This window comes from Alteromonas sp. ISO5 (genome assembly GCF_058105165.1).
In genome coordinates this window covers 4764462-4789185 of the sequence record NZ_CM176572.1, presented here as the reverse complement: position 1 = coordinate 4789185, position 24724 = coordinate 4764462, and the positions used below count along the sequence as shown (strand labels likewise).

Below are 24724 nucleotides of genomic sequence, written 5' to 3'. Positions count from 1 at the left end.
CTGTCAACCCATTTTTACGCGTGACGTAATAATATTCATGGGCAGTTCTTGACAGTGTTAGTCGCTTAGAAGCGCTGCTAACATGGTTCTCACTTCCGCCGGCTCAAACGGTTTGTCACACAAAGCATTCACACCGGTTTGCTGAATATTGGCCATATGAACACTGTTGGCGGCTTCGGAGGTCACCATAATAATGGGAATATGCGACGTTTCTGGATTGAAACGGATAAACTCCGATAATTCACGGCCGTCCATTTCCGGCATGTTGTAATCGGTGACCACCAAATCAAAGGGTTCATCTTTTATCAGTGTCAGTGCCATGGCGCCATTTTCAGCTTCTTTGATTTTTTGCAGGCCCATACCTTCTAATACCCGGCGAATATGATTTCTGGCCAGCTTACTGTCATCTACCAACAGTACGCGTACTTCATGGATGTCAAACAGATCGAGTTCGAGTTCGTCGGTGTTGAGCAGATCGAGGCTGGCATTCAGCGCCCGGTGCAAATGAATCGTTTCAAACGGTTTTGGCAGGATGGCGGCTACGCCGGCTTGTTTAAACTCTTCAAGTTTGCTGGTGCGAGATTCACTGGACACCAGCATAAACGGGATATGCTTGTAAGAGGCATGTTCTTTGGTAAATTTGAGTACATCCAGTGCCGTACCGTCTTCAAAATACATGGCGCTGATAATCAGGTCGGCACCGTGCAGTTCTACCAGGTTTTTTGCCTCAGCAATATTGGCAGCGGTGTCGATTTGCTTCACATTCTCTTTGGTGAGCATGCCGGAAATAATCTTGCGCTGAGTATCGGAAGGCTCTACCAACACGATATTCAGATCTGATATTGATAATTTTTCCATTCAAATTCTCTTCGTTGTTTATTCTGATTGTTATTCTGTTGACTATGAGGTTTGTACTAGCCACCTGCCACTTTGGATTTGATACCCTGTTGTTCGAGTAATTGCTGAATTTTATCCCGGGCGTCTGTTTGCAGCTCAATGGTGCCTGCCTTGACAGCGCCGCCACAGCCACATTTTTTCTTCAGTACAGTACATAGCGTTTTTAATTCATCAGCGTTTTGGTCAAGACCGGTAATGATCGACACCCCTTTACCTTTGCGACCTTTGGTTTCGCGCTGAATTCGGGCGATACCGTCTTTATTTACCGAGCGGGTATCTGCTGATTCCCGCGATTGATCAACTTTGCCGCCGTCGGTGCTGTAAACAAGTCTCGAATTTTGCATACTTTGCTGTAACTCTTTAAAACTGGACTACAATCAAATAAGCCGAAGTGGTATTAACAACTTATTCTGCAGTGGATAAATTAACGCGTTGCTAGTATTAATAGTAGCAAACGCCAGTTGTGAGTGGGAGCACAAATGAATATAAAAGCTGAAGTTGTCAATGATTCGACCTTCAATATCCAAATTGGTGAGAGGTTTGACTTTTCACTGGTCACCGAGTTTCGTAATACTTACGAAGATCTTGATCCCAAAGTGAAGCAAATCGACATTGATTTATCAGCTACACAGTATATGGATAGTTCGGCACTGGGAATGTTACTGAATATGCAGAAAGTATTGGCAGAACGCCAGCTAACCTACCGTATTCTCAATACCCGGCCACAAATTGCGCGGATCCTGCAAATTTCGCGGTTTAACAAAAAATTTGATATTCAGTAAATGGCGGTAATGGTCTCCGCATGATAAAAATCCTGATTGTTGATGATGAAGAGATCAACCGCCTTATCTTACGGGAAATACTCAGTGAAGCGGGCTACAGTGATTTTATCGAAGCGGGAAACGGCCTGGAGGCGGTTGAAACGGCCCGGCTGCACAAGCCGGATATTGTCTTACTCGATGTGATTATGCCGGGGATGTCGGGAATTGAAGCCGCCCCACAAATAAAAGCCTCATCACCGGATTGTTATTTGCCCATATTGTTTATTACCAGTCTGGATGATGAGCAAAGTCTGGTGAAGTGCCTGGCAAGCGGCGGCGATGACTTTATTTCCAAACCCTTTGAAAAAATCATCCTGCATGCCAAGGTAAAAGCCCACGAGCGAACCCGGCGACTGAGCCTGGAAATTCAGGATAAAAACCAGTCGCTCACTTATTTCCAACTCGAAGTGGAAAGAAATCACCGTATTGTTGAGCATATTTTTGATAATGCCATTGACCGTAGCCCGGTAACCACAGATTATTTTGATTTTTATACGCAGCCCGAAGCACAATTCAACGGCGATTTATTTTTGTGCGAGCAAAGCCCCTCGGGCGGGGTTTATTTGTTTATTGGCGATTTTACCGGTCATGGTCTGGCTTCGGCTATTGGTGCCATACCAGTGGCACAGTTATTTACTGCGATGACATTAAAAGGCCTTGCTGTAGGCGAAATGGCCACACGGCTTAACCATTTGCTGGTTAACCTGCTGCCGGCAGATATGTTTTGCGTAGCGAGCATACTGGAGATTCATGCTAATGGTAAAAGCTTCACATTATGGAGTGGCGGCTTACCAAGACTGGCGGTGAAAACACCAGAGCAGAAGGTTAGGCTGTTAATTGATCCGCAACATATGCCTCTGGGGATTCTGGAAGAGCATGAGTTTGACAACCAGACACAGTATTTTGAAACCGAATGGGGCGATACTTTACTGCTCTACACCGATGGCCTGATGGAGAGTCATCATAAAGAGTTAGGGATGCTCGGCGAAGAAGGCGTTGAAAAGTGGTTTACCCACAACAGCCAGGTAAATGCTCAGCTATTGGTAGACAAGGCAGAACTCTATCGCGCCGGTGCAGCGGCGGAAGATGATATCACTATTGTCCTGTATAAGAGCCGACCATTCCAGTTTAAACTCCCAGAGCTGCTTGCTGAACCGATACCATTTAACCTGTCTTTTCACTTAACTGCACAACACATCAAAGATGCTCAGGTGATCGACCAGGTGGTTGCTATCGTAAATAGTATTCCTGGTCTGGCCGCGATACGTTCTGAGCTGTTTACGGTTATCACAGAGCTTACCAATAATGCTATAGAACATGGCATTCTGGGTTTATCATCAGATTTGAAAGCCGAACCGCAAGGATTCATTGAATATTATGAACGGCGCAGGGCGGGGATTGATCAGTTAAAGCAGGGCGACATTTGGATCACCTTACAGCGACTGATGCCGGATAACGTGCTGGAAATTAGTATGCAGGACAGTGGTCCGGGCTTTGATGCAGCTGTGCTAAAAAATTGCGAAGAAGATGAAACCTTCGGCCGCGGGTTCGTACTGATAAGAGAATTATGTCAGTCTTTACATATATCCGATTCAGGCAAGCAAATCAAAGTGATAATACCCATCGAGCCCGTTATTGATGATATCGGCATTCCCAATTAGGTTCAGTGCTACAAATTGTAGGATTAACGAAAAACTATCTGGCTCAGTTAGCGGTCAAACTAATGGACAATAGCAAAGTGGAGTAAAGCATGTTGGAATCCATCCTGGAACTGTTTAAAGGCTCACCAGAAATAAGCCAGACTTCCCATCAGGTGGAGATCGCTACGGCGGCGTTACTGAGTGAGGTGGTCAGAGCAGATAGCCTGTCTGATGAGCGTGAATTAGCTACACTTACACAACTAATTCGCGAAAATTTTGATCTGACTGAAGAAGAGATAACAAATATCGTCAGCACGGGGGAAAAACGTTCTGAAGAGGCTGTTGATTTAGTGCAGTTCACCAAAGCATTGAACGAGGGGATGAGTGTTGAACACAAGGAACGGGTGATGAGAGGGCTATGGCAGATTGCTTACGCGGATGCAACGCTTAGCCCGGATGAAGAACATATAATACGCAAGATTGCCGATCTGCTCTATATTCCTCATAGCCGTTTCATTAAGGCAAAGCTGGAAGCGCAATCAACGCAATAAGATAATGATGAGAAAAACTGTATAATGTTCGGTAGTATCCGAACGGCGATAGCCGTGATATTGAGCATCGTTGTGATGACATCTTCAACATGGGTACTATGGCTCACTGTTGCTGAACATGAAGAACTGTTTCTCGAATCACAGAAGAACAATCTGTTTGCGCTAACCCGCAATATGGCCAACGACCTGGTGCCCTATATGGAGCAGACGGAGCGGGATAGCTTTGCACTGACTATCGTACTGTTGAGGCTGGAGCCTTACAACAATGTGATAAACGCCACCATTTATGACAATGAATACAACCAGGTTGAACATTACGTAGGGCGGGACGCACGCCACACTGGGCAGGGATTGCAGGATTGGCCTGTTGACCCTTCAGTGTATGAATTGGGCATTCATATTGAACAGGGCAAACTGATAAGCCTTGAACGGATCGGCGAACAGGCTTTCCCGGTTGGTTATTTGTTGATCGTTAACGATTTAAGCTCCAGCCTGGCGGAAAGCCGCCGCTCGTTAATTTTCAGGACAATGCCCTGGGTGGTTCTGCTTCTTAGCACTACCATTTTTCTTTCTTTAATGATGCTACGGCGGTCATTCAGGCCGTTGGAGGGGTTGTCCCGTTTCACCCAGATGGTCATCGACTCCAAAGATTACACATCCCGTCATGATGTGCAGGGTACCTCAGAAATCAAGCGTCTTGGCGAACACATCAATCGCCTTATGGCGACCATTGAAGATGAATTATCAATAAACCAGCAGCAAACTCAAACGTTGATGGAGCAGCAGGGTACGATGACCAGGCTGGCCAACTATGACAGCCTGACTGGTCTGCCAAACCGGCAGTTTGTTATGGATACTATTCGCATTGAATTGTCCCGCGCGAAACGGGCAGACAACGACTTGATCCTGATGTTTTTCGACCTTGACGGCTTCAAAGGCATTAACGATTCCTTAGGCCATGAAACTGGTGACATGATCCTCATCGAAGTGGCTGAGCGGGTGAAAGCGATTCTTCGTGACGGCGATATTCTCGCCCGATTGGGCGGCGACGAATTTTTGATCGTCCCGGACCGCGAAGCCACCGAACTGAATATGGCCACCGTATCCGAACGAGTGCTGTCGGCATTTGTTGAACCTTTCATATTTAAAGGCCTGTCGCTAAGAGTTGGCGTGAGTATAGGTGTGGCGAAAGCCCGCGAGGCCGGTTACGAGCTCAGTCAGCTGGTCAGTAATGCCGACCTTGCCATGTATCGCTCAAAAGCCAGAGGCAGGGGAAGTTATACTATATTCAACCCTGAGATGTCTGAGTCTTATAAACGGAAGATCCTGATCGCCAACAGTATTGAAGCGGCGATAGAAGAAAATCAGTTCAGTTTATACTATCAGCCGAAAATCAATCTTAACGGTGAGATAGATTCTCTGGAAGCACTGATCCGTTGGCAGCATCCTGATTTAGGGCTGGTTATGCCCTCTGAATTTATTCTGGTAGCTGAACAGGCTGGTAAAATCACCTCCATTACGCAGTGGGTACTAAATCAGGCGAGTAAGGAGCTGGACGAACTGAAGAGCATTTATTCACCGAAAATTCGTCTGGCGATTAATTTATCGGTGCATGATTTGCGTCACGGCGAGCTATTTGACTGGATATATAATGCGTTTAAGGCGCATTCGGTTAACCCTGAGAATGTCGAATTTGAAGTAACCGAGTCAGCCTATCTGGACAACTTTGCCAGTAGCGAATCATTATTTAAGCGTTTGCATAACCTCGGTTGTACTATCGCGCTGGATGACTTTGGTACCGGTTACTCTTCGTTAAGTTATCTGACCCAGATTACCATTGATACCCTCAAAATTGACCGTCAGTTTGTGATGGAGCTGGATACCTCTGAACGTAGCCGTCTGGTGATCATCTCGATTATTGATCTGGCGCGGCGGTTGTCGCTGAAAATTTGTGCAGAAGGCGTGGAAACGATTTCTCAGTGGGATTATCTTAAGGCATTAGGCTGCGACACGGTACAGGGTTATCTGTTCAGCAAACCCCGGCCATTAGCCGATATTAAAAAACAGCCGGACTACCAGCGCCAGGCTGGTTAGCTACTGTGTAGAACTGCGATAAATCACCTTAATATCCTCAGGCAATGGCGTGCCCTCCGGCAGATACCCAATAGTGTTTGTTGATGACTCTATCATTAGAATCAGCTCATTTATGCTGTCTGCGGCCTCCGGCCGTTGCTGTCGGCCATTAAAGCGCATTTGCGCCCAGTAGGCCTGGATCCGGGATTCAGTGAGTCCAATGACCCTGATGTTAAAAATGGCACGGGCCATTTCGCCTGGCGACAGTGCAATAGGCGTTACATCTGGCAATATCAGGTTACCCATAAACAGGTTTCTTAGTTGGGGTTTAGTGATGGTAGTAATGGATGAGTCGCGATGGGTAACAACCATTACGTGATCATTACTTATTGCATGAGTTACTATGCAGTTTACTAACAGACAAGTAAAAAGGAGTAGGCGTTTCATCAGAATACCCACTCCAAAGCGACCTGGTAAAGCGTGACAGAATTGTCGAAGTCGGCATTTTTCACTTCAAAAAAGGCCCGTTGTCGTTCAGGTGATATGTCAGGTAAAACCATTCAACACCAGACTCTTTGTCAGAATTGCTGTGAGCCAGTAATTGCGTAGTAAGGCTCAGCTTATCAGTCGCTTGCCAGTCGGCCTGCAATGCAGCCAATGACTGACTATTAAATTTAACGTCGTCTGTGTAGTCCAGATAAGCTGCACCGTCGGTATCCTGATAGTCGCCAATAATGCGGCCTAAGCCGGACACTTTAAACCCGGAAACAAGCTCCATTTTAGCCTGATTCGCAGACGGGGCGAGTATAAAAAAAGTGCAGAACAGGCAGACAGCGGGAGATAAGTGCTTTTCAGGCCACATCATCATTTACCAAACAAACTAATGGATTAAAAGTAATCCACGCCTTGGTTTTTCACAAGTTTACGTGCTCCATTATCATTGCAACGCGCTAAAAACCAGTGGGGTTTGTAGCAACCGAGTGTTGCTTAATTGCAACAAATAAGTCTTGTAAGAGCGATGTAATATCCATCGTTATTTTATAACTATTTGAAATTTATAGTAAATGTCGCGTTGGTACGAGTTCTGCTCTAGTCGGATGATATATCCAAATAAAGACAATAAGCGGAGACAGCCATGCGTTCTATTATTTTGGCCCTAGCAGCAGTAACCACATTTTCAGCAGCAGCGATCCCAACCAGTCAGGAATTCATGGAAAAAATGGATTCTGACGACGATGGATTCATTACTTTGCGTGAAGCCGTGAAAAATACCGATTTACTGCGCGAGTTTGGTGACATTGATATAAACGAAGACGGCAAAATCAGTGAAGCCGAACTGATCAGTTCAGATTATGGCCGTGAAGTATTATCGCTGTCGGTCTGAATCAGCGTTTACAGCCATTTAGTCCGGTGATTTTGCCAAATAGGCGTTAACACGTTGTCGAACTCTCAACGCTATGCGATGCTTGCGTCACGTATAATTGATAGTGGTTCGCTCTTGCGTTTAGGGTCGTTACGTCAGCTCATTATTGGCAGCTTTTTAGTTGCACTCATCCCGTTGGCTGCATTGTTGTGGCAAAGTCATACTGACTTAACCAGAGTCAGTCGTATGACCATTGATGAAACTCAGCAAATAGCCGGTATCGTCTCTAAAGTGCAACAACTCGAAAGTGCCAGCGTCGTGCTGGAGCGTGCCTTGCGCCAGTACCAGGTACTTAAAAACGATGTAGCTGAACGGTTGGTGCAAAATGCTCTGACGCGGTTTGATGAACGCTATGCGGCGCTCTGTGAGGCCCGGGTTAGTGTAGAAGGGTGTGAATCGGTTGACAGGGGGCTGGCTGAACTGAAATCTTTTACGGCCTTCACCAGCGAAGCCGATTTATCGCCCGGGCTGGGGCGTTTACGTACTGCGCTGGTGGATGTTCACGACAGTGTTGATGAAGCCATTGAAGCACGCTTAACGTTGCAGCGTCAGGACGTGGCAGACATGCAGGCTAAACAGTCCTGGCTGAGCGCGTTGTTGGTGTCGGTTTCACTGGCGCTGATTTTGTTAGGCAGCCAATTAGTCATTAACCCGGTGCGCAAGTTAAAATTAATCATCCGCATGCTTGCCAGGCAACAGGGCAGATTACCCCCGCTGTCGACCCGGGCGCCGAAAGAACTGGTAGGTGTTGAGAAAGACCTGCACTGGCTTGGTGAGCGTCTGGCCCAACTGGAGCATATTCGCACCGCGCTGCTGAGACACGCCGCCCATGAATTAAAAACCCCTTTAGCGAGTATAAAGGAAGGGTGTGCATTACTTACTGATGGCAGCGTTGGTGTATTATCAGAACCCCAGCAAGAGGTGATGAGTTTACTGGCCAGCAGTACGTCGCGGTTAAACACATTGATTGAGAAGCTACTGGACTACAATCTGCTGTTGCAACAGGCTCAGGCCAGTTTTACCCGTGTGGATGTGGAACAAATGGTTAGCCAGTGTATTGAAGATTATCAGTTGGCCTTGCAGAACCATAAATTAGCGGTGAAGATTGAAACCACCACGATCAGCGCTGACGCTGAACTGTTGCGCCGCATATTCGATAACTTATTGTCTAATGCGGTGGCGCACGGCGCGCTGGGCAAAACCATTTATATCCGGGTAGCTGTTGAAGGTGATGAAGCGCTGATAGATGTAGCAAATCACGGCAGCAAAATACCGACGGAAAAAATTAGTAATTTATTTGAACCCTTTGTGCGGGGGGATGGTGTCCGAAATGATAACGTTATCGGCACCGGACTGGGATTATCCATTGTGGCGGATTGCGCCAGGATCATGCACGGAGAAGTAAATGTGATTGACGTAGATTACGCCGAAGTTTGTTTTCGGGTTGTAATCCCTCAGCAGGAAGACCAATAACAATGAAGCAATTTGCTGCCCTGAGCGCAGCTTTAATTTTGACCGGCTGTACTTTGACACCGGAAAAGGAACCGCAGATTCAGTCTGAACACTATCAACCGACCGTTGAGCCAACTAACGACGAATGTGTGTTTCAGTCAGACGCGCAGTTAGACCCAGCTCGCTGTGATTTAGGCTTCTGGCTAGATTACTGGGCGCAGGTTGACCAAATGACCTGGCCCAAACGGGAGTCGCTGATTGAGCAGCTCGGGGATGCGCCGGATAGGTTGTTGCAAAAAGTGATTTTGTCGCAGCCGGTAAATACACCCTATAAAGCCAGATTGCGCGCTCAGCACTGGTTTGAACAACTGTTGCCAGCGTTATCACCGGTAAATCAGCAGCGCATGAAAGCGATTATTCACAAGCCGAGTGAACATATGCTCGAGTTTGAGTCGGCAGTGACACTACTGAGTAAAATGAATAACGGCCAGGATAAAACCATTGAGGCCCAAGAAAATCAGATTAACGAGTTAAAAGCCCAGCTTGAGGCATTACTCAATATCGAATCAAACCTGATGAGTCAGGAAGAGGAGACACCGCAGTGAGTGATAACGCAGAGCAGCCATCGCATATTCTTTTGGTCGATGACGACCAAAGTCTGTTACGGTTAATGACCATTCGCTTGCAAAGCGAGGGTTTTCAGGTAACAGCGGTTGAAGATGGTCAGGCAGCCCTCAAAAAAATCAATACCGGCACTTTTGATTTGGTGTTGAGTGACTTGCGAATGCCGGGCCTTGACGGTCTCAGTCTGTTTGAAGAAATTATGGCCATTCGCTCCGATATCCCGGTGATCCTGATGACTGCCCACGGCACCATATCCGATGCCGTAGAAGCGACCCAGCGTGGCGTATTTGGCTTTTTAACCAAGCCAGTGGATCACGATAAATTAAGGGAACTACTGGGCAAAGCACTTCAACATTCGAAAGCCGCAGAACCGGGCGAATGGTGTAAGGAAATTATCACTCGCTCACCCGAAATGTTACATGTACTCGATCAGGCTTACCGTATCGCCAAGCGGGAAGTCAGTGTGCTGGTGACCGGTGCCAGCGGAACAGGTAAAGAGCTGTTGGCCAATGCCATTCACCGTGCCAGTGACCGTTCGGATTATCCGTTTGTGGCAATTAACTGCGGAGCGCTACCGGAAAACCTGCTGGAGTCAGAATTATTCGGTCATGTAAAAGGTGCTTTCACCGGCGCTGTTACCGCTAATCAGGGGCTTTTCAGAGAAGCCCACGGCGGTACTTTGTTCCTTGACGAAATTGGCGATATGCCCATGACTCTGCAGGTGAAGTTACTACGTGCATTGCAAGAACGTCAGATTCGCCCGGTGGGCAGTAGTAAGTCGGTTGATATCGATGTACGGGTGATCTCCGCCACGCACAAAGATTTACACAAGGAAATGGAAGAGGGTAGTTTTCGGGAAGACCTGTTCTATCGCCTGAATGTGGTTAACCTTAAATTACCTGCACTTAAACAACGCAGTGAAGATATTCCTCTGTTGGCCCGCAACCTGCTAAAACAAAGTGGCGAGCGCCACGGTGTAAAGGTTACCCAGTTTTCTGAAGATGCCATGCAGTTGCTGGTGAAAAGTGATTGGCCGGGCAATGTGCGCCAACTGGTAAACGTGGTGGAGCAGTGTGTAGCCCTCACGCAGACGCCCGTGGTGCCATTGCATCTGGTTGAACAGGCGCTGTCTGCCACCCGACAGAGCTGGCCAACCCTTACTGAAGCCCGCGATGCTTTTGAACAGAAGTATCTGTTTAAGCTGCTGAAAATGACCGACGGTAATGTCACCCGTGCAGCAGAACTGGCTGGCCGCAACCGCACCGATATGCACAAACTGATGAAAAAGCACAACCTCGACGCCGGCGACTTCCGCTAGTCTGATTTTACCTGGTAACGCCGGTGGACATTGCTTCCTCCGGCTTTCCGGGCCTTCCATCGAAAGTTAATAAATTGTACACGGTGCCCATTTTTTGGTTGGCAAAGAGAGTCAGTCATGGGATATTGTGTCGATATTGGACGACAGTTTACTTTTTGACAGCTAGTGATGGAACCACGTATTAAAATCTGGATTATTGTATCAAGTTTTATTGTCATGTTTTGTGGGCAGCCTGCTCAGGCTCAGGCAATGAAGGAATCGCAGATTGTCACCCGGTTAAATGACACCATCCGCGCAAAAAATACACCCGCCAATCAGCAAATCGAGCAAATTAATGAGTTACTCGCCAGTGCCAATGCATTGCATGCCGATGCCGCCGAAAATGCTATTCTGGCTTACAAGCTACTCATCACGGCACAACAGGGAAACTTCGAACCCGTTCGCAGCATGGCCGATGAAGTGCTGACTACCGCCGTCAGACGTCAGGATTATCGTTCGCAGGCGTTTATCTTGCGGGCTAAACTAAGCTATCAGGCCATCGCTTCTCCCAATGATGTGGAGTCGAGCAAACAGCAGTTGCTCGGCCTGCTGTCACGTCGCTTATCGGATGAAGATAAAGCACAGATATTGTTTGATATTGGTCTGGCAGATATCCAAACCAGCAATGTAATGTCGGCACTGGAATACTTTAATCAGGCCCAGGAAGCATTCTGGACTCAAAGTAACTACGTTAGCTGGCATGAAGTGGTCAATCAGCAAATCGAGTTACTGGTGGCTATGCAATGGTTTGACCGGGCACTGGAGAAAGTTCGTCAGTTAGTCTACTTTTCAAAAGATCTCGGCGGCGAAGCTGGCATTGCTTTATACGATAAGTTACTGGCCATTATGGCAGCTGATAATCAGTGGGATGATATGGAGAAGGTTGCTCTGACGCTGCTGGAAGACAGTGCAGAAACCGGCAGTATTAGAGGGCAATTTATTGCAGGCTGCTGGCTAATGCACGTTAATGTTCAGCAACAGAACATGGATCTGGTAGTGCGCTGGAACCGTAAAATCGAAGACTGGCTGGATGACCACCCACAACTTGTAGCACCAAAGCTGTATACCCTGAATAAAATTACCTATTTGATTGAATCCGGTGACTTGCTTGCGGCAAAGGCGCTACAAGAGTCTGTGACGGAGGGGAATGAGGAAGGCGTTTTACTGTCTTACCTGACCACCCGCCAACATTTGCTCAATCAGGTTAGTCTTGCTGCGGCGAATAATAATATCGCCGGTATTACTTCGGCCTATGAAGAGCTGATTGCCTGGATGGATGCAGAGCGAAGCCGCGTATTGAGGCTGACAATGGACCAGATCTCCCAGGATTTCGCAGCCATGCAGCGCAGCACTCAGCGGGAAATACTGTCACTTAATCAGACGCTCGAAAGTAAAAAAGAAGCGGTGGGCAAAGAAGTCACTTTTAATAACCTGCTAATTGTTATTGTTGGCTTGCTAATGGGCATTATTGCAGTATTGAGCTACTTCTATATACGCCTCAAAAACCAGAAACAGTCCACCCGTCGTCGGCGCAGTTCACGCTCGCGTAGTTAAACGCTGTCAGTATTATCAGAATAGCTGGCTTTGCAGGGTCTCCTGCTGTGGAGCAAAGTGAAGTGTAGGTAACGCATAGTCGGGATAACACTGGTTATACGCAGCAATAAATTGTTGAGCTAACCAGGGGGCATCCTGGTTATCGGGACGATGAAAAAATAAATAGCAGGATTTGCCCTGTTCCCGCCATTGCTGACATTTAGCAATCCAGGGTTGTAAACAGACCGCATTGTCTTTGTCGTTATTGTTACCCACAAAGCGCATTACTGGCTGATCTGAGGTGGCAATAACATTCACTGGCACGCGTGGCTTCTTGGTTCGCACTTCCGCAGTCAGCGCACTGTCATCGGGTCCGGTAAACAGGGCGCGGGTATCCATTATCACCCGATTAACACCATGCGCCATAAGCAGCCTGTTGAGGGCTTTCTCTTCTTCTCCCTTGGCAAAAAATGTCAGATGACGGACCTCCACTGCATAGTTGAAAGCCGGCGATAAACGCTTAAGAAACCCCTCCAGTAAAGGAAGTTGAGTGGGCCCGAAACTTGCGGGTAACTGCAGCATTACCTGGCCTAGCCGATGCTCTAAGCGAGCCAGCAAATTAAGTTGCTCCGTTACCAGTTTGTCACAATGCTGTAAGCTGCTTTTGTGACTTATGTCACTGTGAAATTTAAAGGTGAAACGAAAATCTGCTGGTGTTGCCGCTGCCCAGTTATCCACGGTCTGAGGTGAGGGCAGGTGATAAAATGTGGTATTTCCCTCAACACTGTTTAGTTGCCTAGCGTAATCGGCCAATTGCGTGGCGGATCGGTTAGCAAACCAGCGTTTCGGCCAGCTGTTGTGCTGCCACTGGGGAAGACCGATAAAAACAGGACCTAATGTGCTTGTTGAATGGATATTTGTCATTGGGCTTTGAGTTGCATTTGTTTATACTATGCGGCCTTAAATTTAAAACATTACAGACGCGTTGGCGGTCATTATCCTGATGCCGGTAAAGCAGGTAAAGGAATAATCAGCTGATTATCGGTAGATTCAGGTCGGTATAGCCAGCACCTTAACGCAACGACAAAATAGCTAACAAAGTAATTAGGGGTCGAAGACCATGCGCACAGATTACTGTGGGAAAATTAACGCATCTTATATTGGACAAGAAGTCACACTGTGTGGCTGGGTAAACAAACGCCGCGACTTGGGTGGCCTGATTTTTATCGATCTGCGTGACCGCGAAGGCTTAGTGCAGGTTGTTTTTGACCCTGATTTACCAGAAGTACAAGCCCTGGCCAATACATTGCGTGCAGAATTCTGTATCAAGTTAACCGGTACAGTGCGTGCTCGTCCTGAAGGACAGGTGAATAAGCAAATGACCACTGGTGAAGTAGAAATTCTTGGTACGGGCCTGGAAATCTTTAATAAGTCGGCCGTGTTACCACTGGACTGGAATCAGGAAAACTCTGAAGAACAGCGTTTACGCTACCGTTATCTTGATCTGCGTCGCCCGGTAATGAGCAACAAACTGCAGTTTCGTGCCAAGGTTACCGCTGCTGTTCGCCGCTATCTTGAAGGCGAAGGTTTTCTGGATATCGAAACCCCAATCCTGACCAAAGCTACGCCGGAAGGGGCCCGCGACTATCTGGTGCCGAGCCGGACCCACAAGGGCGAATTTTTCGCTCTGCCGCAGTCGCCGCAATTGTTTAAGCAATTGCTGATGATGTCGGGAATGGACCGCTACTACCAAATCGTGAAGTGTTTCCGTGACGAAGACTTACGAGCCGATCGTCAGCCGGAATTTACTCAAATCGATATCGAAACCACCTTTTTGGGTGCCGATGGCGTAATGGCCATTACCGAAGGTCTGATCCGCGATTTGTTTAAGCAAATGCTTGATGTGGACTTAGGCGACTTCCCAAAAATGACCTACGCCGAAGCGATGAAGCGCTACGGTAGTGACAAGCCGGACTTACGTAACCCGCTGGAACTGACCGATGTGGCAGACCTGCTGGCGAGTGTTGACTTTAAAGTATTCAGTGGCCCGGCTAACGATCCGAAAGGGCGCGTTGCGGCTATTCGCGTACCGGGCGGCGCATCGCTGTCGCGTAAGCAAATTGATGAATACACCAAGTTTGTTGGCATCTACGGCGCCAAAGGCCTGGCCTGGGTTAAAGTTAACGAAAAAGCCAATGGTCTGGATGGTTTACAGTCGCCGATCCTCAAGTTTCTGAATGCGGAAATCGTTAACGAAATTCTTGCCCGCACGGGTGCCGAAGATGGCGATATTCTGTTATTCGGCGCTGATAATGCAACGGTTGTCACCGAAGCGATGGGCGCATTACGCCTGAAGCTTGGTGAAGATTTCGAGTTGCTGGAAGGTGATTGGCGTCCGTTGTGGGTCGTTGACTTCCCAATGTTCGAAGAAGCCGATGGTCAGCTACATGCGCTGCACCATCCGTTTACTGCACCGCGCAACTTAACGCCGGAGCAACTGGCTGACGCACCTGCTACCGCTTTGTCTGATGCCTATGACATGGTGCTCAATGGTGTTGAATTAGGCGGTGGCTCGGTACGTATTCACGACCAGACCATGCAATCGGCAGTGTTCAGCATTCTGGGTATCGATAAAGAAGAAGCCGAGCTGAAATTTGGCTTCCTGTTAGAAGCGCTTCGCTACGGTGCGCCACCCCATGCAGGTTTAGCCTTTGGTCTGGATCGTCTGGTGATGCTGATGACCGGCGCCACGTCTATTCGCGATGTAATGGCGTTCCCGAAAACCACCACGGCAGCTTGTCCGCTGACCGATGCGCCAAGCCCGGCTAACCCGCAGCAACTGGCTGATCTGGCTATCGCGACAGTGAAAAAAGACGCCGAATAATGGCTTATAAGCGTCCGGAGTCGGTATTGGTTGTGCTCTATAATGAGCACAACCAGGTGCTTATTATGCAGCGCAATGATGATGCCGATTTCTGGCAGTCGGTGACTGGTACCATCGAGGAAGGTGAGTTACCGCTCGCGACAGCCTATCGTGAAGTGGCCGAGGAAACAGGGGTTGTGCTGTCTCCCGAATCTGGCGCTATCATTGATTGCCAACACATTAATCAGTACGAGATACGCTCCGAGTGGCGATACCGTTATCCGCCCAATGCGTTTGTGAATACAGAATACGTGTTCGTAGTACAAATCAGCAGTCAGGCCCCGATCATTTTAACCGAACACTCCGCTTACCAATGGGTAGAAAAATCCGTTGCGGCAAAGCGTGTTTGGTCACCTTCTAATCAAGCTGCCATCCTGGCATTTGTACCTGAGTCAAAATAATGGTAATACTGGGTATAGATCCAGGTTCTCGCGTAACCGGTTATGGTTTAATCCGTCGGCATCAGAGTAAATTAAGCTATGTTGCCAGCGGTTGTATCCGCTTAACCGATAAACCACTGGCGCCCCGTCTGGACAAAATATTTATTGGTGTGAGTGAGTTAATCGAGCAATTTAAGCCGGATTGTCTGGCCATCGAGCAGGTGTTTCTGGCCCGTAACCCTGACTCAGCGTTAAAGCTGGGGCATGCCAGGGGAGCGGCGATGATTGCAGCAACGCAGGCCAGTTTAAGTGTTTCTGAATATTCCGCCCGGCAAATAAAGCAAGCGGTAGTAGGCACCGGCGGCGCAGATAAAACCCAGGTGCAACACATGGTGAAACACCTGTTAGGGTTATCCGGCACGCCGCAGGCCGATGCGGCCGATGCGCTGGCAGTGGCATTATGCCATGCCCACAGTGAGCAAAACCTGGTGAAGTTAGCCGGGCAGGCCCGTAAGACCGTACGCGGCCGGTTGCGGTAAACGCCTCAAAGCAGGCATAGCAAAACGGAGTAAAAGAATTAAATGATTGGACGTATTCACGGCCAGCTGCTGGAAAAATCACCACCCGATGTGCTGGTGGACGTTGGCGGAGTGGGTTATGAGTTGCAACTCCCCATGACCAGTTTTTACCAATTACCCGCAGTAGGGGAGACTTGTACCTTATACACGCATTTTGTCGTGCGTGAAGATGCCCAACTGCTCTTTGGTTTCGCCGATAAGCTCGAACGCGGCCTGTTTCGTGAACTCATTAAGGCTAATGGGGTCGGGCCAAAACTCGGTTTGGCGATTTTGTCAGGGATGTCTGCCAAGCAGTTTTTACAGGTTGTTCAGCACGAAGATGTTACCTCACTGACCAATCTACCCGGAATAGGTAAAAAAACCGCGGAACGATTAGTGGTAGAGCTGCGGGACCGACTGGCTAAGTTTACCCAGAATTTAGAAACCTCTGGCAGCGAGCTGCTTGCCTCTGGTGGTATCGATAATGGTGGTGAAAACGCGATAGTGGCACTCAGCGACGTAAAAGAAGAAGCCATGAGCGCATTAGTTGCGTTAGGTTATAAACCGCCGCAGGCGAGTAAGATGGTGAATGCGGTGTATCAGGACGGTATGGATAGCGAAGCGTTAATTCGCCAGGCGTTAAAGGCCGCTCTGTAAACGCAAGACAGAAGCGCTTTGAATTCAGAAGTCAGTATAAGCAGTGATAGAGAGAACAGTAAATGATTGAAGCAGACCGTTTAATATCTGCCAGCGAAAGTGACGAAGATGCCGTGATTGACCGGGCGATTCGGCCTAAGCTGTTGCAGGATTATACCGGGCAACCACACGTCTGCGATCAGATGGAAATCTTTATTGAAGCCGCCCGTCGTCGCGCAGACGCGCTCGATCATTTGCTGATTTTTGGCCCGCCGGGGTTGGGCAAAACCACCCTGGCAAACATTGTGGCCAATGAGATGGGGGTAAACATTAAAACCACATCCGGGCCAGTACTCGAAAAGGCCGGTGACCTGGCGGCGCTGCTGACCAACCTGGAGCGCAATGATGTCCTGTTCATTGACGAAATTCACCGCTTAAGCCCGGTAGTGGAAGAAATACTCTATCCGGCCATGGAAGACTATCAATTGGATATTATGATTGGCGAAGGGCCGGCAGCCCGTTCCATTAAGCTGGATTTACCGCCGTTTACCCTGGTAGGGGCGACCACCCGGGCTGGTTCGCTAACTTCACCGCTCAGAGACCGGTTTGGTATTGTTCAGCGCCTGGAATTTTATTCGGTAAAAGATCTCACCGACATCGTTGCCCGCAGTGCCCATTATATGCAACTGGAAATGGACGACAGCGGGGCGTTTGAAGTAGCTAAGCGGTCTCGTGGTACCCCGCGTATTGCCAATCGGCTGCTGCGCCGCGTGCGGGATTATGCCGAGATTAAATCTGACGGCACGGCCAACGGTCAGGTAGCCGCCGCTGCACTGGATATGCTCGATGTGGACAAAGAAGGCTTTGATTACATGGACCGCAAGCTGCTGAATGCCATTATCGAAAAATTCGATGGCGGGCCTGTGGGCCTGGAAAACCTCGCTGCGGCCATTGGCGAAGAAAAAGAAACCATTGAAGATGTTATCGAGCCTTTCCTTATTCAGCAAGGCTTCCTGCAGCGCACACCACGTGGGCGCATTGCCACCCAACGCGCTTATCTGCATCTGGGATTTCAGGTGGGCAGCTAATTACTGCCCAACAATACCAGAGTCTGATTGTAATCAATTAGTAATTTGCCAGCGTATCTACTATAACAATGACATTATCGTATTAGTGGAGGATAGCGCATGAATGCAAATGTGGGCGGTATAGATAAAGTATTGAGAGTAGTGTTTGGGCTACTCGTCATTTCGGCCGGGGCGTATTATCAGTCCTGGTGGGGCGCTGTTGGCGCTGTCATTCTGATTACCGGCCTGATTAAATTTTGCCCGTTATACCTGCCATTCGGGATCTCTTCCTGTAAGAAAGAATAATCCGCTAATATCCTGTTCTACTCTCTGACGATACACATTAATGCGTTGCGGTTATCAATGCCTGCGCGAAACAATGAGTTATCTGAAAAACAGGCAAAAAAAAACCCGCTTCAGAGAAGCGGGGTGAGAACAACAAGTGTTGAAGGAAAAAATCCAGGGAACTCATGTCTAACAGGCAATAAATAGAGAACTCATTCATCTGTCGACTTGATGAGATGTATTATAGAGATAATTTGCGTGCCGACAATTGAGAATATTTTAGGTTTGAGATTAGAAAAACTAATCTGTGAATGAAATGTTAATTATGTTTATTTTTCGTCTTAAGCTAGTAATATTAAGCTTTTGCGACAGATTTCTTGTGGTTAATGCAATTCATCTTGCAATACATTTATTTGGTCGTAGTTCTCAGGCGGTATAGACAGCTAAGCGCCTTTTACCTACCATGTGCGGCATCTTAAATAACAGAGATTTAGCGGTGCATACACTTAGTATACGAGTCTACTACGAAGATACCGACGCCGGTGGCATAGTGTATTACGCAAATTATTTAAAGTTTGCGGAGCGGGCCAGAACCGAGTGGCTAAGAGATTTAGGATTCGAACAAGACGAATTTCTGGAACAAAACATTGCCTTTGTCGTCAAACACGTTGAAATGCACAATAATGCGCCTGCTCGCTTCAATCAAATGTTGAGTATTCACTCGCACATTGTAGAATTGAAGGGCGCTAGCATGACATTTAAACAAGATATTATAAATGCACAGGATCAAAAGTTACTGGTTACCGTGCAAGCAAAAATCGCCTGTGTGGATTTGGCCAATATGCGGCCGCGTCGGATACCAGAGGCAATGTTAGGGGAATTTTCGCGTGTCATCTGATTTAACCTTTATTGGCTTGTTTTTACAGGCAAGCTTCGTAGTACAGCTGGTTATGTTATTACTAATCAGTGTTTCCATTGCCTCCTGGGCGTTCATATTTCAGCGTCAGAAAGCGCTAAGTGGCGCACGCAGTGAAATGAAGAGCTTTGAAGATGAGTTCTGGTCGGGCGCCGATCTTAACCGTTTATACCAACAACTCTCCAACGAGGAGCAGGTGAGTGGTATGGGTCATATCTTTTGTGCCGGTTTTAAAGAGTTTGTTCGCCTGCGTAAAAGTAATACCAATGCGAATGTGGTTGTCGACGGCACTTACCGGGCGATGCGCGTTGCATTATCCAGAGAGGTGGACAACCTTGAAAGTCGCCTTTCATTCCTTGCTACGGCGGGCTCCATCAGCCCATATATCGGCCTGTTTGGTACCGTATGGGGTATCATGAACGCCTTTATTGCTCTGGGCGAAGTACAACAGGCTACCTTATCTATGGTTGCTCCGGGGATTGCAGAAGCACTGATTGCTACGGCAATTGGCTTGTTTGCTGCGATACCGGCTGTCATTGCCTACAACCGCTTTAGCCACCAGGTCGAGAAGCTGGAAAACAGTTACGTCAACTTTATGGAAGAGTTTTCAGCCATCCTGCAACGTCAGGCCCATGCGTCGCAGCAAAGCGCATAACATCCTAACTTAACAGGAGAGTCCCGCTATGTATGTGCGTAAACGCCGTCGTCCGGTTTCTGAAATAAACGTGGTACCTTACATCGACGTGATGCTGGTGCTGCTGATTATCTTTATGGTTACCGCGCCTCTTATCTCGCAGGGCGTGAAAGTGGATTTACCCAAAGCCAGTGCCCAACCTATTGAACAGGAAGATAAGCCACCGATTATTGCGTCGGTAGATATTAAGGGTAACTACTACCTGAATCTCGGTGATAACCAGGAGCAGGCCGTTGATGAAGAAGAACTGGCGGCACTGGTACAGGCGCAGTTAAAGCAAAGCCCCGATACGCCGGTTGTGGTTAAAGGGGATGGCCAGGTGGCTTACAACGAAGTGATTCAACTTATGGTACTGCTGCAGAAAGCGGGTGTACCTTCGGTCGGCCTGATGACCGATCCGGTTGAAAAGTAAGACAGGCGCAGATTGTGACTCAAGCGGATAAATCAGCCTTGGTTAAATCACTGGGTTTGCACCTGCTCCTTGTGATAGTGTTGCTAATAAGCGTCAGTTTGTCATCGTCACCGGTAATGCCAGTGGCCAACAGCACGCCTGCGCCGGTGATTAAAGCGACGTTTATTGACGCGCAGGCTATTTATGATCAGCAACGAGCGCAAGCGCAGGCGGAAGCACAGGCCAGGGCTGAGGAACAGCGCAAACGACAAGCTGCCGAGGCGCGCAAACGCCAGGAAGCGGCTGCTCGTAAAGCCCGCGAGCAAAAAGCCCGGGAAGCAGCAGAAGCAAAACGCCAGTCTGAATTGCGCCGGTTAGCCGAACAAAAAGCCCGTGAACGTAAGGAACGGGAAGAGGCCGAGAAAGCCGCGAAGGCACGTAAGGCAAAAGAAGCCAAAGCGCGCGCCGAAATGGAAAGAATTATGCAAGAACAGCTGGCAAAAGAGCAGGCGGCTATGCAACAGCAACGTCGCCAGCAGGTATTGTCGGAAGTTGAGCGTTATCAAATAATGATTCAGCAGACCATAATGCGTTATCTGAATGCCGACTTTAAAGGCAAAAGCTGCCGGCTGAAATTAAAACTGGCAACCACTGGTTTTGTTTCACAGGTCAGTATAGTCGATGGCGATGCCGCATTGTGCAGGGCTGCCGAGAGTGCAGTCAGGCGGGCCGAAACGCTGCCTATGTCAGAAGACCCGGCGGTTTACGAAGAACTTAAAGACATTGATTTGAAGGTGGAGTTGTAATGCCTATGAGAAAACTGGGTTTATGGATTACCCTGGCCTATTTTAGCGTGGTTGGCCAGTTACAGGCCGCGCTTGAAATTGTTATCACTGAAGGGGTGGACAGTGCCCGGCCTATTGCAGTGGTGCCTTTCAAATGGGAAGGCGAGGGGATGTTGCCCGGTGATCTGACCGACGTAGTGATGAATGATTTACGTCGCAGTGGCAAGTTTAACCCGGTAGCCCGTTCGGCTATGCCGGAATACCCGTCTACCGATGGCGAGGTAAATTACGGTGCCTGGGCAGCGCAGGGCATTGATACCGTGGTGGTAGGCAGTGTTAAACCACAAGGTGTCGACCGTTATCTGGTCAGTTTTGAGATCATTGATGTACTGCGCGGACAAATAACCGGTGGTCAGTCGAAAGTACTCAATAAAGACGGCGGTCTGATTAACAGTAAAGATCATATTATTGATGAGCGCGCGGTAGTGATTGGTGGGGATGATTTCAGACAGTACTCTCACCGTATCAGTGATGTCATTTACGAAAAGCTGACCGGCGTTAAAGGCGCGTTTTTAACTCGTATCGCTTACGTTATTGTGCGTGACCGGACCAAGGAAAAACTGCCGTATCAGCTGGTAATCGCGGATTACGATGGCTTTAACGAAACCCGATTGTTGTCGTCACCAGAGCCATTAATGTCACCATCATGGTCTCCGGATGGCGAGAAACTCGCGTATGTGAGTTTTGAAAATAAACGCCCCCAAATTTTTGTACAGAATATCTATACCATGGAGCGTGAGCGGATCACGAACTTCCCGGGTATTAACGGCAGCCCGGTGTTCTCGCCGGATGGCAAGCAGATGGCCATGGTACTGTCGAAAGATGGTAACCCGGAAATCTATGTAATGGATTTAGCCAGTAAAAATTTGCGCAGAATTACCCGAAATCGGGCAATAGATACCGAGCCAGCCTGGGCTCCCGACGGTAAGAGTCTGATATTTAGCTCTGAACGGGGTGGTAAACCACAGATTTATCGCGTAAATTTAGATACTGGCACAGTTAGACGTTTAACCTTTGAAGGTGAACAGAACTTAGGAGCCACTTTTACACCCGACGGCCAGGAGGTTGTTTTGGTGAACAGGACCCGCGGCGACTACCACATTGCCAGACAAGATGTGGATAGCGGCGCGATTCAGGTGCTGACGAGAACATATTTAGATGAATCTCCCAGTATCGCTCCGAATGGAAGCATGATAATTTATAGTACATTATACGGGGATACTCAGGTATTGTCGTTGGTGTCACTGGATGGGCGCTTTAAAGCGAGATTACCGGTGGCTGACGGGCAGGTTAAATCGCCAAGCTGGTCACCTTATTTGTTTTAACAGATTTGATAGAATCACAACGATATAAGTATAAGGATTAAGAGGATGCAAATGAATAAAGTAATGAAGAGCTTCATCATCGCCCTGCCAGTGGTGACTATGATGGCATGTTCATCAGGTCCTAGTGAAGAGGAACTGGCTGCAGAGCGTAACCGTATCGCGCAACAACAAGCAGCTGAAGAGCAGGCCGCTCAGGAAGCAGAAGAAGCGCGCGTTAAAGCTGAAGCAGTTAAACGTCAGCAAATGGCTGAAGAAATGGTTAAACAAGAGCTGCAGGCTCTGCAAAATGAACAAACTGTTTATTTTGATTTCGACCGTTCTAACATTAAATCTGATTTCTTCCCGGTACTGGATAAGCATGCCGAGTTCCTGATCAAGAATCCAGGGACTAAAGTGGTGATTGAAGGTCATACTGACAGCCGTGGTACACCGGAGTACAACATCGCTCTGGGCGAGCGTCGTGCTAAATCTGTACAAACTTACCTGCTTAATGCCGGTGTGAGCTCAAGCCAGATTTCAGTTGTTTCTTACGGTGAAGAAAAACCTGAAGTGATGGGCTCTTCTGAATATGCATTTGCTCAGAACCGTCGTGGTGTAATTGTTTACCAATAAGATGAGCAATTCCAACAAATCCTATAAAAGAGCCATTGCAACTGCTGCAGTGGCTTTGTTGTGTCTGCCGTTAGGGGCATTAGCCCAGTCAACAGGTGCGCCTGTTTACAACGTTAACGACAACGATATCGAATCACGGCTAACCGTGTTAGAGAGAAAAGTCGATAACCGTTCGCAAATGCAACATCGCCTGCAACAGCAAATCGATAACATGCAAAACGAGTTGGATGAGTTACGCGGAGCCGTAGAGGTACATACCAACCAATTGCAAAAAGTGCTCGACCGACAACGAGAATTGTATCTGGAAATCGATAAGCGCGTAGAGGCGTTAAAACAGTCAGGATTTAGTGGTGGTGCAGGCAACGGCGGTGCCGCTGCAACTGGCACTCAGCCAACTGTTACCCCGACATCAACGCCTGCTTCACCGGCAACCACTGGCGCCGGGATGTCGGAGTCTGATGCTTACGAAAAAGCGGTTAATTTGATCCTCAAATCCCGCGAGTATGATAAAGCGATCCCTGAATTTCAGGCCTTTATTGAACGCTTCCCGGACAGCAGTTATGCGCCTAACGCCCATTACTGGCTTGGGCAGTTGTTGTTTAACAAGCAGCAATGGCAAGAGGCCGCCGCGCAGTTTGAAGTGGTGGCTACCAAGTTTGCGGATTCAGCTAAGCGTCCAGATGCGTTACTTAAACTTGGTGTGATTGCCGAGAAAGTGGGTAACCAGGCACGGGCTAAAGCGTTATTCGAAGAAGTGATTAATACTTATCCGGACTCGTCGGCTCGAAAATTAGCCGAAGCCAGACTATAATTTCTGATGCGGTATCAATGTTTAAAAAAGGAGCCAGCGGCTCCTTTTTTATTTTGCTGAGGATTATTCAGTTCGATTACCATCCGAATTGATTTGTTTTTAAGCGGTTAAACGGTTTTTGACACAAAAGTGCAAATTAATCGTTTTTTAAGGTTGCACCGTCGCCGGAAATGAGTAATATATGCGCCCGTTGCCAAGACAAGGTGACGCGATAAATCGAAGGGTCGTTAGCTCAGTTGGTAGAGCAGTTGACTTTTAATCAATTGGTCGCTGGTTCGAATCCAGCACGACCCACCAATCCTCGATTTATCACCAATTTGAAATGGGTCGTTAGCTCAGTTGGTAGAGCAGTTGACTTTTAATCAATTGGTCGCTGGTTCGAATCCAGCACGACCCACCATTTCATAAATTCCAAAGTAACTCCCGGTTTTACACCAGATTAAGATGGGTCGTTAGCTCAGTTGGTAGAGCAGTTGACTTTTAATCAATTGGTCGCTGGTTCGAATCCAGCACGACCCACCATCTTCCTCAATCTTAATAAGCCTATCATTGTCAGCACAAACAATATATGCTCGCGCAGGATACGAACCAGCGAAGCTGTTCGACACTAAACTTGTTTAGTGAACGTGCTTTAGTACGGCCCGCAGGGTGAGCCTCACAGTGGCGAATCATCCAACACAATCCATCATCGTCGGCTTTCTCTAGCTCCGCCTCAATGCCACATCACACTAAATTATTACTCTAACCATTCTGAAGAAGACATAGCTTAAAGGGTGTTGTATGCGCTTGAGCCAGGGCGCTTGAAACTAGCATTTATCAGCCCCACATTTAAAAAGAGTGAGGGAGCGCGAGTTTTATCCTGATTATTTAATAAACAAACGCCCGGGTGTATGAAATTTTTATGACACTCG

27 protein-coding genes and 3 tRNA genes are annotated in these 24724 nt (G+C 48.0%); 25 read left to right on the top strand and 5 right to left on the bottom strand.

From position 1 onward, the window contains the following. Positions 1–57: 57 nt before the first annotated feature. Both AC2T0J_RS21700 and AC2T0J_RS21695 read right to left on the bottom strand, forming a co-directional pair. Positions 58–858: a response regulator gene (locus AC2T0J_RS21700; protein WP_489807806.1), complete on the bottom strand. Its 801-nt coding sequence runs from the start codon at positions 856–858 to the stop codon at positions 58–60. Between the two features lie 56 nt (positions 859–914). Next, a complete protein-coding gene (locus AC2T0J_RS21695) occupies positions 915–1241 on the bottom strand; it encodes an SUI1 family translation initiation factor (RefSeq protein ID WP_489807805.1) in 327 nt (108 codons plus the stop codon). A gap of 135 nt (positions 1242–1376) precedes the next feature. Here AC2T0J_RS21695 and AC2T0J_RS21690 point away from each other — a divergent pair, with 135 nt between their 5' ends. The 4 genes from AC2T0J_RS21690 (at position 1377) to AC2T0J_RS21675 (ending at position 6003) form a co-directional block, all read left to right on the top strand. Then, the gene (locus tag AC2T0J_RS21690; RefSeq protein WP_489807804.1) at positions 1377–1679 is read left to right on the top strand and encodes an STAS domain-containing protein; all 303 of its coding nucleotides are present in this window, start codon (positions 1377–1379) and stop codon (positions 1677–1679) included. A 20-nt stretch (positions 1680–1699) separates the two neighbouring features. Further along, complete coding sequence (locus AC2T0J_RS21685) at positions 1700–3379, top strand: ATP-binding SpoIIE family protein phosphatase (protein ID WP_489807803.1); 1680 nt, start codon at positions 1700–1702, stop codon at positions 3377–3379. Positions 3380–3468: 89 nt separating this feature from the next. Beyond that, a complete protein-coding gene (locus AC2T0J_RS21680; RefSeq protein WP_489807802.1) occupies positions 3469–3909 on the top strand; it encodes a tellurite resistance TerB family protein in 441 nt (146 codons plus the stop codon). Between the two features lie 75 nt (positions 3910–3984). Then, positions 3985–6003 carry a putative bifunctional diguanylate cyclase/phosphodiesterase gene (locus tag AC2T0J_RS21675; RefSeq protein ID WP_489807801.1) on the top strand — a complete coding sequence of 673 codons (2019 nt, stop codon included), beginning with the start codon at positions 3985–3987 and terminating at the stop codon, positions 6001–6003. Here AC2T0J_RS21675 and AC2T0J_RS21670 read toward each other — a convergent pair whose 3' ends face one another. Both AC2T0J_RS21670 and AC2T0J_RS21665 read right to left on the bottom strand, forming a co-directional pair. After that, on the bottom strand, positions 6004–6354 hold the full coding sequence (locus AC2T0J_RS21670) for a hypothetical protein (protein ID WP_489807800.1): 351 nt from the start codon (positions 6352–6354) through the stop codon (positions 6004–6006). A gap of 136 nt (positions 6355–6490) precedes the next feature. Beyond that, entirely contained in the window at positions 6491–6760 is a 270-nt protein-coding gene (locus AC2T0J_RS21665; protein ID WP_489807799.1) for a hypothetical protein, read from the bottom strand. Positions 6761–7117: 357 nt separating this feature from the next. Here AC2T0J_RS21665 and AC2T0J_RS21660 point away from each other — a divergent pair, with 357 nt between their 5' ends. The 5 genes from AC2T0J_RS21660 (at position 7118) to AC2T0J_RS21640 (ending at position 12392) form a co-directional block, all read left to right on the top strand. Then, on the top strand, positions 7118–7366 hold the full coding sequence (locus tag AC2T0J_RS21660) for an EF-hand domain-containing protein (protein ID WP_489807798.1): 249 nt from the start codon (positions 7118–7120) through the stop codon (positions 7364–7366). A 54-nt stretch (positions 7367–7420) separates the two neighbouring features. After that, on the top strand, positions 7421–8878 hold the full coding sequence (locus AC2T0J_RS21655; protein ID WP_489807797.1) for a sensor histidine kinase: 1458 nt from the start codon (positions 7421–7423) through the stop codon (positions 8876–8878). A gap of 2 nt (positions 8879–8880) precedes the next feature. After that, entirely contained in the window at positions 8881–9462 is a 582-nt protein-coding gene (locus AC2T0J_RS21650; RefSeq protein WP_489807796.1) for a hypothetical protein, read from the top strand. After that, the gene (locus AC2T0J_RS21645) at positions 9459–10799 is read left to right on the top strand and encodes a sigma 54-interacting transcriptional regulator (RefSeq protein ID WP_489807795.1); all 1341 of its coding nucleotides are present in this window, start codon (positions 9459–9461) and stop codon (positions 10797–10799) included. The genes AC2T0J_RS21650 and AC2T0J_RS21645 overlap by 4 nt, the downstream gene beginning before the upstream one ends. A gap of 168 nt (positions 10800–10967) precedes the next feature. Then, a complete protein-coding gene (locus AC2T0J_RS21640; RefSeq protein WP_489807794.1) occupies positions 10968–12392 on the top strand; it encodes a hypothetical protein in 1425 nt (474 codons plus the stop codon). 15 nt (positions 12393–12407) lie between these two features. Here AC2T0J_RS21640 and AC2T0J_RS21635 read toward each other — a convergent pair whose 3' ends face one another. After that, a complete protein-coding gene (locus AC2T0J_RS21635) occupies positions 12408–13295 on the bottom strand; it encodes a DUF72 domain-containing protein (RefSeq protein WP_489807793.1) in 888 nt (295 codons plus the stop codon). Between the two features lie 196 nt (positions 13296–13491). Between AC2T0J_RS21635 and aspS the strand changes: the two genes are divergently transcribed. From aspS to AC2T0J_RS21555, 16 genes are all read left to right on the top strand, one after another. Then, a complete protein-coding gene (gene aspS, locus AC2T0J_RS21630) occupies positions 13492–15255 on the top strand; it encodes an aspartate--tRNA ligase (RefSeq protein WP_489807792.1) in 1764 nt (587 codons plus the stop codon). Further along, entirely contained in the window at positions 15255–15695 is a 441-nt protein-coding gene (gene nudB / locus AC2T0J_RS21625; RefSeq protein ID WP_489807791.1) for a dihydroneopterin triphosphate diphosphatase, read from the top strand. Before aspS ends, nudB begins: the two co-directional genes overlap by 1 nt. Further along, positions 15692–16213 carry a crossover junction endodeoxyribonuclease RuvC gene (ruvC, locus tag AC2T0J_RS21620; protein WP_489810383.1) on the top strand — a complete coding sequence of 174 codons (522 nt, stop codon included), beginning with the start codon at positions 15692–15694 and terminating at the stop codon, positions 16211–16213. The genes nudB and ruvC overlap by 4 nt, the downstream gene beginning before the upstream one ends. Before the next feature lie 42 nt (positions 16214–16255). Continuing rightward, positions 16256–16888 carry a Holliday junction branch migration protein RuvA gene (gene ruvA, locus AC2T0J_RS21615; RefSeq protein WP_489807790.1) on the top strand — a complete coding sequence of 211 codons (633 nt, stop codon included), beginning with the start codon at positions 16256–16258 and terminating at the stop codon, positions 16886–16888. Positions 16889–16950: 62 nt separating this feature from the next. Next, positions 16951–17955: a Holliday junction branch migration DNA helicase RuvB gene (gene ruvB, locus AC2T0J_RS21610; protein WP_489807789.1), complete on the top strand. Its 1005-nt coding sequence runs from the start codon at positions 16951–16953 to the stop codon at positions 17953–17955. Between the two features lie 99 nt (positions 17956–18054). Further along, on the top strand, positions 18055–18240 hold the full coding sequence (locus AC2T0J_RS21605; protein ID WP_489807788.1) for a YgaP family membrane protein: 186 nt from the start codon (positions 18055–18057) through the stop codon (positions 18238–18240). 442 nt (positions 18241–18682) lie between these two features. Next, positions 18683–19117, top strand: a complete 435-nt coding sequence (gene ybgC / locus AC2T0J_RS21600; RefSeq protein WP_489807787.1) for a tol-pal system-associated acyl-CoA thioesterase — start codon at positions 18683–18685, stop codon at positions 19115–19117. Further along, on the top strand, positions 19107–19790 hold the full coding sequence (gene tolQ, locus AC2T0J_RS21595) for a protein TolQ (RefSeq protein ID WP_489807786.1): 684 nt from the start codon (positions 19107–19109) through the stop codon (positions 19788–19790). The genes ybgC and tolQ overlap by 11 nt, the downstream gene beginning before the upstream one ends. Positions 19791–19818: 28 nt before the next feature. Then, positions 19819–20241 carry a protein TolR gene (tolR, locus tag AC2T0J_RS21590; protein ID WP_489807785.1) on the top strand — a complete coding sequence of 141 codons (423 nt, stop codon included), beginning with the start codon at positions 19819–19821 and terminating at the stop codon, positions 20239–20241. 14 nt (positions 20242–20255) lie between these two features. Then, positions 20256–21026: a cell envelope integrity protein TolA gene (gene tolA, locus AC2T0J_RS21585; protein ID WP_489807784.1), complete on the top strand. Its 771-nt coding sequence runs from the start codon at positions 20256–20258 to the stop codon at positions 21024–21026. 5 nt (positions 21027–21031) lie between these two features. After that, entirely contained in the window at positions 21032–22390 is a 1359-nt protein-coding gene (gene tolB / locus AC2T0J_RS21580) for a Tol-Pal system beta propeller repeat protein TolB (protein WP_489810382.1), read from the top strand. A 45-nt stretch (positions 22391–22435) separates the two neighbouring features. Continuing rightward, positions 22436–23002 carry a peptidoglycan-associated lipoprotein Pal gene (pal, locus tag AC2T0J_RS21575; protein ID WP_105936047.1) on the top strand — a complete coding sequence of 189 codons (567 nt, stop codon included), beginning with the start codon at positions 22436–22438 and terminating at the stop codon, positions 23000–23002. 1 nt (position 23003) lies between these two features. Next, positions 23004–23813: a tol-pal system protein YbgF gene (ybgF, locus tag AC2T0J_RS21570; protein WP_489807783.1), complete on the top strand. Its 810-nt coding sequence runs from the start codon at positions 23004–23006 to the stop codon at positions 23811–23813. Between the two features lie 221 nt (positions 23814–24034). After that, positions 24035–24110: transfer RNA gene (locus AC2T0J_RS21565), tRNA-Lys, on the top strand. A gap of 27 nt (positions 24111–24137) precedes the next feature. Then, positions 24138–24213 (top strand) — tRNA-Lys (locus AC2T0J_RS21560). Between the two features lie 46 nt (positions 24214–24259). Then, a tRNA-Lys gene (locus tag AC2T0J_RS21555) sits at positions 24260–24335 on the top strand. Positions 24336–24724 lie beyond the last annotated feature (389 nt).

Bases quoted from the DNA above. Each gene is read 5' to 3' on its own strand.
- AC2T0J_RS21640 (WP_489807794.1), top strand. From the start codon at position 10,968: ATGGAACCACGTATTAAAATCTGGATTATTGTATCAAGTTTTATTGTC.
- AC2T0J_RS21605 (WP_489807788.1), top strand. From the start codon at position 18,055: ATGAATGCAAATGTGGGCGGTATAGATAAAGTATTGAGAGTAGTGTTT.
- ruvB (WP_489807789.1), top strand. From the start codon at position 16,951: ATGATTGAAGCAGACCGTTTAATATCTGCCAGCGAAAGTGACGAAGAT.
- AC2T0J_RS21685 (WP_489807803.1), top strand. From the start codon at position 1,700: ATGATAAAAATCCTGATTGTTGATGATGAAGAGATCAACCGCCTTATC.
- AC2T0J_RS21680 (WP_489807802.1), top strand. From the start codon at position 3,469: ATGTTGGAATCCATCCTGGAACTGTTTAAAGGCTCACCAGAAATAAGC.
- pal (WP_105936047.1), top strand. From the start codon at position 22,436: ATGCAAATGAATAAAGTAATGAAGAGCTTCATCATCGCCCTGCCAGTG.
- AC2T0J_RS21635 (WP_489807793.1), bottom strand. From the start codon at position 13,295: ATGACAAATATCCATTCAACAAGCACATTAGGTCCTGTTTTTATCGGT.
- AC2T0J_RS21695 (WP_489807805.1), bottom strand. From the start codon at position 1,241: ATGCAAAATTCGAGACTTGTTTACAGCACCGACGGCGGCAAAGTTGAT.
- tolR (WP_489807785.1), top strand. From the start codon at position 19,819: ATGTATGTGCGTAAACGCCGTCGTCCGGTTTCTGAAATAAACGTGGTA.
- ybgF (WP_489807783.1), top strand. From the start codon at position 23,004: ATGAGCAATTCCAACAAATCCTATAAAAGAGCCATTGCAACTGCTGCA.
- AC2T0J_RS21690 (WP_489807804.1), top strand. From the start codon at position 1,377: ATGAATATAAAAGCTGAAGTTGTCAATGATTCGACCTTCAATATCCAA.
- AC2T0J_RS21675 (WP_489807801.1), top strand. From the start codon at position 3,985: ATGACATCTTCAACATGGGTACTATGGCTCACTGTTGCTGAACATGAA.
- tolB (WP_489810382.1), top strand. From the start codon at position 21,032: ATGAGAAAACTGGGTTTATGGATTACCCTGGCCTATTTTAGCGTGGTT.
- aspS (WP_489807792.1), top strand. From the start codon at position 13,492: ATGCGCACAGATTACTGTGGGAAAATTAACGCATCTTATATTGGACAA.
- ruvA (WP_489807790.1), top strand. From the start codon at position 16,256: ATGATTGGACGTATTCACGGCCAGCTGCTGGAAAAATCACCACCCGAT.
- AC2T0J_RS21665 (WP_489807799.1), bottom strand. From the start codon at position 6,760: ATGGAGCTTGTTTCCGGGTTTAAAGTGTCCGGCTTAGGCCGCATTATT.
- ybgC (WP_489807787.1), top strand. From the start codon at position 18,683: ATGTGCGGCATCTTAAATAACAGAGATTTAGCGGTGCATACACTTAGT.
- nudB (WP_489807791.1), top strand. From the start codon at position 15,255: ATGGCTTATAAGCGTCCGGAGTCGGTATTGGTTGTGCTCTATAATGAG.
- AC2T0J_RS21700 (WP_489807806.1), bottom strand. From the start codon at position 858: ATGGAAAAATTATCAATATCAGATCTGAATATCGTGTTGGTAGAGCCT.
- AC2T0J_RS21650 (WP_489807796.1), top strand. From the start codon at position 8,881: ATGAAGCAATTTGCTGCCCTGAGCGCAGCTTTAATTTTGACCGGCTGT.
- AC2T0J_RS21660 (WP_489807798.1), top strand. From the start codon at position 7,118: ATGCGTTCTATTATTTTGGCCCTAGCAGCAGTAACCACATTTTCAGCA.
- AC2T0J_RS21670 (WP_489807800.1), bottom strand. From the start codon at position 6,354: ATGGTTGTTACCCATCGCGACTCATCCATTACTACCATCACTAAACCC.